A 9,419-nucleotide genomic window follows, 5' to 3' on the forward strand; every position below is an offset into this window, starting at 1 on the left:
CATCTACTGGTTGAAGCTCGCGGTATTCCCGTTGGATTTACGCTGACTGCCGCTAATATTGATGAGCGTGACGCTGCTTATGACATGATGGATATCATTGCCGGACTTTTGTTAGGTGACAAAGGGTATATACGACCAGAGTTCAAAGAAGACTGCCGGGGGTTAGGTATCGACCTACAGACACCACTAAGAAAAAACATGAAAGATGATAGACCAAAGTCGTTTGTGAAATTAATCATGCGGGTACGACGGAGGATTGAAACAGTTATTGGCCAGCTGGCAGAACAATTTGAAATCGAAAGGTGCCGTTGTCGAGACAGGTGGCATATGACTTCGCGTATAGCCAGGAAGCTTTTGGCACACAATATGGGTTCATATCTGAATATCAGTGCAGGGAAAGCACCGATTCAGTTTGAAAGCCTGATTGCTGCTGCTTAAAAATCAGTGAAACTCCACTTTGGTACAGCTTTTAAAGTTTTAGTTGGACTTACTTCCATGCAAAGTTAAAAATCTGCAAGTCGAACATCGCGTAATAGTCGTACAATTGAAGTTCTTTTGTTTCAATTATTCAGAGAGAGCACCATTTTTAAACTTACTTGATGTATGGCAAATTTCATTTCGAATTCTGTCTTTGCGCTTATCTGTCTTTGCGCATAATAGCTGTGTCACTCTGCTTTCGATAGTAATTCCCCCCATTTCCTCATAACGATCGATGGCAGTACTGATATCGACCTTTGCTAAGTCAAGTAGCTTTTTAGCTTCTATTGGTTTTGCCTCTTTACCCATATAAAAAGCGGTATGGGTGGCTGCCTGATCAATGGCTGTCTTTATGAAAAACAATCTGGAAACCTGATTCAAACACGCCTGCATCGCTAGTGCCCTTCCAGCCAAAAAGACGCAGTTAATAATAATTCGCATTTAGGTTTATTCAAGAATTAATGATCCCCCCTATCCTGACAAGAGTTTTCTGGAGGTATTCAATCAATAAATCGAATTTTTCATGGCCAATTTCAAACGGCAGACTCAATAAATGGAACTTTAATATCATTTACAGGTCTCAAAGTATACAGAACTGGAGGTTACAACGTAACTGAGACAAAACATCATTAAGGGAAACAACAATGACACCAATAAACCAGAACATGGCTGATTTACAAAGCCGCCTAAATTCGTTTGCACCATCTCTTGGAGTGGTTAACTGGCCTGATAATTCTCAACCCATTCATTTGGCTGCATCTGGCTTTTATTATACCGGAGCTCTTTCCCACTTCCGCGTTGCAAAAGTTGAGATGGTGTCAGGACCTTCCCGATTGATGCCGTTAAATGCAACCAGTGCGGTCTAAACCTTAATAACTTTGAACCGACAGATGTAGCTCATACAGAACACGAGTCGGGAGCATGGATGATGGGATTACGTTGTCCGTTACTGTCACGTAACATCAGCTTTCAAGCATCCAACACATCAACAATATCATCACACCGTCATTCAGCCAATCAAGTCCACATTCAAATAGGACCTAATGCAACATTTGATCGATCTTCATTGAGTACGCTAACCCAAAATATGACGCAAAACTCTCAGGGTCATCAACAACCAGTTCAGGAAGAATTCCATGTAATCAATAATACCAATAGGACGATTTCAGCAACTAACAGGGCTGCGTTATCAAATAGCCACAACAGATTTGCACCGGTCGCACAAGCAACCGGGGGGAGCAATACAGCACAAAGACAACCTGAGCAAAGACCTCAAATACATCGACAAACCAGCCTGTCTGCATTTAGTTCTCCAGCACTTCGAACTCCAGAAGAGCTTGGACTTCTCATTGGGATGGTGAGTAATGCATACGGCTTTTCCCTTTCCAGAGAGCAAGAGGATAGCGTAAAAACGTTCTGTGGAAATATACCCGTTGATGCAGAAACCGTGAGTGAAATGGTTTTCCAGATGAACACAGAAACCCCTCTTAGCAGGATGTCCAGCGTCGAAGCCCAAGAGCATGCAACCTCGTTAACTCCATCAAACCCTGTTATGACAAATACTGCAGAACAGCCTTCAACTTCAACAGCTACACAACCTATAGCCAGTGGCAATCAGCAAAGGTCAGAAGGACCAAAAACTCTCGAGGAGCTACAGGATGAAAATATGTGCAAAATTTGCTTCACCGAGGAGCTCAGCATCATATTAATGCAATGCCATCATTTAATGGGAGAAGTATGCTCTAAGAGAGTACAGAAGTGCCCGACCTGCAGAGCAAAAATTGATAATGGCAGAAGCGGTAACTACCGAATGAAGTTTTACAGAAACTAATTTTCTTAATATCTTCAGCTTTCATGTAGTCATAGAGTACTCATTTAAAATTATGATAACTCTATGACTATAAAGGGCCATTCTCTCAGGGGTTGATCCTGACTTACTGTGAGAACAGCTGAGAATCCCCCTGACAATCAGCGTTAAAAGCTCTCCAACTCCGCATACCGATCATAATGAAAGTGCGCATCCCCCAGAAGCATTTGAGCAACTCTCGCTCGCTTCAGAAAGAAACCAATTTCCAATTCATCGGTCACACCAATACCGCCGTGCAACTGTACCGCTTCATTGGTGACCAACTCAGCCGTTTCAGCGATTTTGGCTTTTGCGGCACTGACCAGAGCAGGTGCCTTTTCCTTGCCTGTTTCCAATGTTTGAAGCGCATCCATCAACAGAGATTTACACAGCTGAATCTCCGTATACATGTGCGCGGCCCGGTGCTGAAGCCCCTGAAAGGTACCAATCAACACACCAAACTGTTTGCGTTCTTTCAGGTATTCGATGGTTCGCTCGAAAGCTTCCTGAATACTGCCAAACAGTTCTGCCGACAGACAGATGCGAGCCACATCTAACGCTTTATCTAATGGTTCAAAGCCATCATCAACCTGCCCGATCAGTGCACTGTCGGACACCTGAACATTATTCAGTTCGATACGAGCGTAATTCCGGCTATCGGTCAGATGAGTACGGGTAATCTGTAACCCAACAGCTTGTGCATCCACCAAAAACAGACTGATACCCTTTTGATCACCGGATTGCCCAGAGGTTCTGGTTACAACAATCAGCTGATCGGCCACATGACCATCCATTACCAGCGTCTTACGACCATTAATAACAAACCCGTTGTCGTTTTTTTCCGCTTGGGTTGTGATGGTTGTTGGGTTGTGGCGTACGCCTTCTTCCAGAGCCAGGCTCACCAGAAGTTCACCCGCTGCAATGGATGACAGTAGCTCTTGCTTCTGGGTTTCATTCCCGGCATTGAGAATCACCGAACCCGATAGCGCCACCGTAGACAGCACCGGAGATGCCACCAGCGTACGGCCAAATTCTTCCATCGACGCTGCCAGCCCTTTAACACCAAAGTCAAAACCACCGTAAGCTTCCGGGAAAACGATTCCTCCCCAACCCAATTCAACCATCTGCGACCAGATGTCTCTTGAGAAGCCGGTTTTATCCTTTGAATCCCGTAGCTCCCTCAGGCTTTCCACCGGACTATTGGCCTGAACGAAATCTCTGGCAGTGTCTTTCAGGGAGCGTTGCTCTTCATTAAATGCTAAAGACATGTTATTTCCCTCCCTTATCCACGGTCGTGTTTTCTGGCAGACCCAATACACGTTTGGCAATAATGTTCAGTTGAATCTCCGAGGTGCCACCGGCAATACTGTGGGTTTTAGACGACAGCCAGTCTCTGGTTAACTGAAGCTCCTCATCAGAAAAGCCATCATCGGAAAATGCATCACCGCTCCAGCCCAAAGCGTGTTCGCCAGCTATTTTCAGAATCAACTCATATTTCCGCTTTTCTTCTTCCGTTCCCACGTATTTCAAAATAGTGGCCACATTCATATCGCCGACACCCTCGGCAAATTCGTCCGCCATACGCTGTTGGGTTTTATCCAACGCCCGCTTGGCGATTTCGTGACGGGCAATGTCCTGACGAAAGATGGGATCCGCCAGTTTGCCGTCCACCAGACCAATATGTTCAATAGCCGAGGAACGAGGGGTTACTGCCGCACGAACAGCAGAGGATTCCATATCGGACATCATATTCCGTTCAAACTGCAAAACCCGTTTGGCAACCGTCCAGCCCTGGTTTTCAACGCCCAGCACATTCTTCTTAGGTACACGAACATTGTCGAAGAAGGTCTGGCAGAAATGGGTTTCACCGGTAATCAGTTCGATAGGTTTGGCATCGACGCCTTCGCTGGCCATATCAAACAGCAGGAAAGTAATGCCGTTGTGCTTGGGCGCATCAAAATCGGTTCTTACCAGACAGTAGACCCAATCGGATTCATCCGCTCCGGAGGTCCACATTTTCGAACCGTTAATCATGTAATCATCGCCGTCGGAATCTGCACGACACTGTAAGCCTGCCAGATCAGAGCCTGCACCCGGCTCTGAATACCCCTGACACCAGCGAATTTCTCCCCGGGCAATTTTAGGTAGATGCTCTCTCTTCTGCTCTTCTGTCCCAAACTCAAGAATCGCCGGCCCAGCCATCCAGATACCCAGATTCACCTGAGGTGCCCGGCAACCCAACCTTGCCATCTCTTCTTTGAAAATACGGGTTTGCTGACGGTCAAAACCAGCACCCCCGTATTCCTTAGGCCAGTCGGGAACGCAATACCCTTTTTCGACACAACGATCAAACCACAACTTTGCATCAGTGGAGGCAAAGCGAACGTTTCGACCACCCCACACCTGCTCTTCCTGAGTCACTGGTGTTCGCATGGACTCAGGACAGTTGTCGTTCAGCCAGGAGCGAATTTCTTCACGAAATGTTGTTAAGTCAGACATAGCTGTCACCTGCCCTGTTTATTCCGTTGGAATGACAGAAAAACCATCACGCACCGGTACTTTATTGGCAAAGTACTCACCCAGCGAACTGTGCATAGATTCTGGAGTCCAAACTTCAGGGCTTTCAAAACGGGCCGCTTCTTTCGGGCTGTCGATCACTGTCACCTGCTTGCCCCAAACCACAAACACCTGACCAGAGACATTACCCGCATCAGGCGATGCCAGATACGTGACCAGAGGGCTAACGTTTTCCGGTGCAAAGGTATCGAAGCCAGTTTCAGGCTTTACAAACATATGGGCCGTGGCTGCCTGGTTGGTCATATCGGTACGTGCCCGTGGGCAGATGACGTTTGCCGTTACACCGTAGTTATACATCACTTGGGCTGCACCCATAGTCATGGCAACAATGCCCGCTTTCGCTGACGCGTAATTGGGTTGTCCGACTGAACCGAACAGGAACGCTTCTGACGATGTGCTAACCAGTCGACCATAAACCGGAGCGCCGTCTGCTTTACACTTTTCACGCCAGTATTTGGTGGCGTGGCGCATATTCACAAAGTGACCTTTCAAGTGAACTCGTACGACAGAGTCAAACTCATCTTCGGTCATATTAAAAATCAAACGGTCGCGACAGAAGCCGGCGTTGTTCACCATAATGTTGACATCGCCCCAGGTATCCAGGGTCTTTTTGAACAACGCTTCAGAGTCATTCCAGTCGGCGCAATCACCGAAAAAGGCAAAGGCTTCACCGCCAAAACCTTTGATTTCATCAACAACAGACACCGCCGTGGCTTCTGCTTCAGCATTACCGCCCAGATCGTTGATAACAACACGAGCACCTTCTTTTGCCAGATTCAATGCTTCTGCACGACCCAAACCACGGCCTGCGCCGGTAACAATGGCAACCTTTCCATCCAATGAGCTCATATTCTTTTCCTATTTTATTTTTCTTGTATGCATTCCCACGCAATTCTCAAAGGGCATAAAAGCATGGGAACGAGTCTAAGCCTTGGGTATAAAACGAGTGTCGTTAAATTCGCTCAATGATAGTGCCGGTACCCACAGAGGCACCGCAGCACATCGTAATCAACGCGGTGTTTTTATCAGTGCGCTCCAACTCGTGAAGAGCAGAAGTAATTAATCGGGCACCGGTACTACCAACTGGGTGACCAAGAGCAATAGCACCACCATTGACGTTTACTTTATCCATATCTGGCTGATAAACCCGTGCCCAGGAAAGGACGACAGCAGCAAAGGCTTCATTCACTTCAAACAGATCAATATCGCTCAGGCTCATGCCACTCTTTTTTAGCAGGGCTTTGGTGGCATCCACCGGGCCATCCAGCAAATAGTAAGGGTCAGAGCCAACCACCACATCAGTAATAATGCGGGCTCTTGGCTTCAATCCACGTGCCAGTGCGTCTTCTTTACTCATCCAGAGTACAGCAGCAGAACCATCGGAAATCTGGGAGGAGTTACCCGGGGTATGGACACCACCCTCAGAGACAGTCTTTAGCTGGCTAAGCGCGTCCATGGTGGTTGCACGAAGCCCCTGATCTCTGGCGACCTGTTTGGTTTCACCGTTTGGCTTACCATCTTCACCAAACGCTGGCGCATCAACAGAAATGACTTCCCGATCAAAATAGCCTGCTTCCCATGCGGCAGCTGCCCGTTGCTGTGAACGCAGTGCAAACTCATCCACATCCTGTCGGGTAATACCACGGTTTTTAGCAATGCGTTCGGCGCTCATAAACTGATCCGGCGTGCTGTCCCAGGGCCAGTTTTCCGGCATAAAGAATCCGGGGCCGTTATAGACGTTCATGCCCAGACCTACACGACTCATGGCTTCTACACCGCTGGCAATGCCCATTGAAATGGAACCGCCACGAATAAGGGAAGAGATGAGATGGTTTGCCTGCTGGGCGGAGCCACATTGCGCATCAAGGGTTGTTGCACCACCAGCCCATGTTTTACCCATGGACAGCCAGGCATGACGGGCAATGTTGCCAGCCTGCTCACCAGCCTGGGTGACACAGCCCGCCATGATTTGTTCAACATCGTCGTATTGAAGGCCGGCTTTTTCAACAACCGCTTTCATGGATAACGCCAGTAACTCAGCGGCATGAAAACCGTGGAGGTCACCAACAACGGGCTTACCCCGAGCGATCGGGGTTCGCAGCGCTTCAACAATAACGGCTTCAGCCATCTTGGACTCCTTCTTATTATTTTTTTAGTAACGTATGACACAGCACATTAGAGCATCTGAAACAGAAGATAAATGACAGAATCCGTCCACTTTGCAGTGACAAATTCTCCCGCTACCGGGACAACTTTTTTTTCGCTAGGATTCAGCAACGTTGGTTTATAAAGAGAAGAAAAAGCCATGAATCAGTATAACTACAAAGACATTGAAGCCCTGCAAACAGAAGTCACGGAAACCTTTGGTGATTGGAGTGAGCCGTTAACCATCTCACAGGAATTGATAAACCAGTTTGCTGAGTTATCAGGCGACACATACTGGCTACACACAGATCCAGAAAAATGCTCGCAACACAGTCCTTTTAAAACGACCATTGCCCATGGTTTTCTGACACTGGTATTACTGCCCAAAATGCCCATACCTCTTCCTTGTGAAGTGACCGGCTTTAACAACATGTTGAATGTGGGTTCCGATAAACTACGATTCACCGGTATTGTGCCCGCAGGCAGTCAGATTCATTGTCGTTCGAGGGTTAAATCCATCAAAGGCGGTCCAAAAGGAACCACCATCACCCTTGAGCAAAACGTCCATGTGGTAGGAGAAGAGCGTCCGGCACTGGTTTATGAGATGATGTTTATGTATATGTAATTCATCATCAATTGAAATACTATTTATGGATAAAAAGCAGTTTATTACCGAAGTAGAGCAAAGGCTGACACGACTGCTGTCAGCCTCTAAACAGGGTTATCCTCCCACCCCTCTTGAACGACACCGGCTGGAAGGCTTTATGGAAGCCGGTGTCTTTATTGGCTTGACCAGCGCCGATGAGCTGATTGCTTTAAAAGAAACGGTCTGCCAGACCATTTTCGGGATGAGCATTGCCAAACGAATCAAACAAAAATCCAAAAGCTGGCCATTAGAAGAAATCGACTACCGTCGTTTTGAAAAGCCACCAGCTTCCAGATAATGGCACTTACTTTTCTACAAACGCCCGCTCAATCACATAATCCGCTACATCGCCTGTGTGAGTGGAGGCTTTGAAGCCAAGATTGTCCAGAATGTCCGACAAATCATTAAGCATGTGCTGGCTGCCGCAGATCATGGCTTTATCGGTTTTTGGGTTGAGCGGCGGAAGATCCAGGTCATTACAGAGCTGACCAGAGTTAATAAGATCAGTGATACGCCCCGTATTTTTGAACAATTCCCGGGTAACGGTTGGGTAATAGATTAATTTTTCCCGAATCTCGTCACCCAGGTACTCGTGGTTTGGCAACTCGCCCTCGATAAAATCCTGATAAGCCAGCTCGCTCACATAGCGGACACCATGTACAAGAATCACTTTTTCAAACCGCTCATAGGTTTCCGGGTCTCGGATAATGCTCAGAAAGGGCGCCAAACCCGTTCCGGTAGAAAACAGAAACAGGTTCTGAGCGGGCGTTAAATCACCTACTACTAGAGTACCAACAGGCTTTCGGCTGACCAGGATGTTATCTCCGGGTTGTAAGTGCTGAAGGCGGGAGGTCAACGCTCCGTCGGACACTTTAATACTGAGAAACTCGAGATGCTCTTCGTAGTTGGCACTGGCGATGCTGTAGGCTCTCATCAAGGGCTTACCATCCACCTTCAGACCAATCATCACAAAGTGACCATTATGAAAGCGCAGGGAGGGATCACGGGAGGTCGTAAAGCTGAAAAGGGTATCATTCCAGTGTTTTACTGTAAGCACCGTTTCTTCGTTAAATGCGGACATATTTTGCTTCTTATCGGTTTATGGCGTCTCCGTATTGGAGCACTCATCCGTGGTAGACAAGGGCATAACATACCATAAGGACGCAGTACTTTAGTAAATCAGTCGGAAATATGCTTAAAACCAGAGTGCATACTGGCCTTGAACTGAAGCCAGCTTATTAAATCCATCAAAATCAAGCAGTGATCTGTTATAGAAACCTTGAACTTAAATACAAAGTCAATGTCCATATTTTTACCACTCACTTTTCAAAAACTGCAAATCCAATCTTATAGAAAGTATGTTATGGGGAATACAATAAAAGCCGATGGCTCGACTCAAGCCGACGTCAACACTTCTGCTATGGCTAAACGTCGTGGTGGAGTACCTCACGGCAAGTTTAATAGTCACGCTATAAAGAGCACAGACACACCTAAAGACAGGGCTTACGCATCAAATAAGCACKATAGAACTCAATAGTTCCTCAAGCTTGTCATTGTCCCAACCCGCAGCTAACCGTTTCAGTTTTATACTGTCGTTGGTTTCCGTGTCCTGAGTGTGGATATTCAGTRCTATTCGGTTAAGGATCGAGACGTTCTCAATGGCGCAATTATTGGTAGTCTGATTTTTATCTTCGCCAAAAGCAACGTCAAGCCTCCAGTGAAGTTTGT

General features: G+C 46.9%; 11 protein-coding genes and 1 pseudogene. 5 read left to right on the top strand and 7 right to left on the bottom strand.

The features are described from left to right. Positions 1-438 (top strand): transposase (locus AKL11_RS17675; protein ID WP_157673669.1); only part of this gene is annotated, 438 nt, incomplete at its 5' end. A gap of 126 nt (positions 439-564) precedes the next feature. On the opposite strand, the gene AKL11_RS17680 is transcribed toward AKL11_RS17675, so the two are convergent. Then, entirely contained in the window at positions 565-918 is a 354-nt protein-coding gene (locus tag AKL11_RS17680; RefSeq protein ID WP_067519967.1) for a hypothetical protein, read from the bottom strand. A gap of 203 nt (positions 919-1,121) precedes the next feature. On the opposite strand from AKL11_RS17680, the gene AKL11_RS17685 reads away from it, so the two are divergent. Together AKL11_RS17685 and AKL11_RS17690 are read left to right on the top strand one after the other, a co-directional pair. Continuing rightward, entirely contained in the window at positions 1,122-1,343 is a 222-nt protein-coding gene (locus AKL11_RS17685; RefSeq protein ID WP_067519972.1) for a baculoviral IAP repeat-containing protein, read from the top strand. Positions 1,344-1,402: 59 nt separating this feature from the next. Continuing rightward, entirely contained in the window at positions 1,403-2,308 is a 906-nt protein-coding gene (locus AKL11_RS17690; protein WP_095210486.1) for an RING-HC finger protein, read from the top strand. Between the two features lie 143 nt (positions 2,309-2,451). Here the strand turns inward: AKL11_RS17690 and AKL11_RS17695 are convergent, their stop codons facing one another. The 4 genes from AKL11_RS17695 to AKL11_RS17710 all read right to left on the bottom strand — a co-directional run bounded on the left by AKL11_RS17695 (position 2,452) and on the right by AKL11_RS17710 (position 7,028). Then, positions 2,452-3,591, bottom strand: a complete 1,140-nt coding sequence (locus tag AKL11_RS17695) for an acyl-CoA dehydrogenase family protein (protein ID WP_067519974.1) — start codon at positions 3,589-3,591, stop codon at positions 2,452-2,454. A 1-nt stretch (position 3,592) separates the two neighbouring features. Continuing rightward, positions 3,593-4,822 carry an acyl-CoA dehydrogenase family protein gene (locus AKL11_RS17700; protein WP_067519978.1) on the bottom strand — a complete coding sequence of 410 codons (1,230 nt, stop codon included), beginning with the start codon at positions 4,820-4,822 and terminating at the stop codon, positions 3,593-3,595. Positions 4,823-4,840: 18 nt separating this feature from the next. Beyond that, positions 4,841-5,749, bottom strand: a complete 909-nt coding sequence (locus AKL11_RS17705; protein WP_067519979.1) for an SDR family NAD(P)-dependent oxidoreductase — start codon at positions 5,747-5,749, stop codon at positions 4,841-4,843. 103 nt (positions 5,750-5,852) lie between these two features. Continuing rightward, a complete protein-coding gene (locus tag AKL11_RS17710) occupies positions 5,853-7,028 on the bottom strand; it encodes a steroid 3-ketoacyl-CoA thiolase (protein WP_067519983.1) in 1,176 nt (391 codons plus the stop codon). A 177-nt stretch (positions 7,029-7,205) separates the two neighbouring features. Between AKL11_RS17710 and AKL11_RS17715 the strand changes: the two genes are divergently transcribed. Next, positions 7,206-7,670, top strand: a complete 465-nt coding sequence (locus AKL11_RS17715) for a MaoC family dehydratase (protein ID WP_067519985.1) — start codon at positions 7,206-7,208, stop codon at positions 7,668-7,670. A gap of 25 nt (positions 7,671-7,695) precedes the next feature. Continuing rightward, the gene (locus tag AKL11_RS17720) at positions 7,696-7,989 is read left to right on the top strand and encodes a hypothetical protein (protein ID WP_067519987.1); all 294 of its coding nucleotides are present in this window, start codon (positions 7,696-7,698) and stop codon (positions 7,987-7,989) included. A 6-nt stretch (positions 7,990-7,995) separates the two neighbouring features. On the opposite strand, the gene AKL11_RS17725 is transcribed toward AKL11_RS17720, so the two are convergent. Beyond that, positions 7,996-8,772 (bottom strand): ferredoxin--NADP reductase, encoded by a 777-nt coding sequence (locus tag AKL11_RS17725; RefSeq protein WP_067519989.1) that lies wholly within the window; start codon positions 8,770-8,772, stop codon positions 7,996-7,998. A gap of 429 nt (positions 8,773-9,201) precedes the next feature. After that, a pseudogene (locus AKL11_RS26045) lies at positions 9,202-9,419 on the bottom strand (hypothetical protein); the annotation flags it as partial.

The organism is Endozoicomonas ascidiicola (genome assembly GCF_001646945.1).
In the GTDB taxonomy this organism is placed as follows: Bacteria; Pseudomonadota; Gammaproteobacteria; order Pseudomonadales; family Endozoicomonadaceae; genus Endozoicomonas; species Endozoicomonas ascidiicola.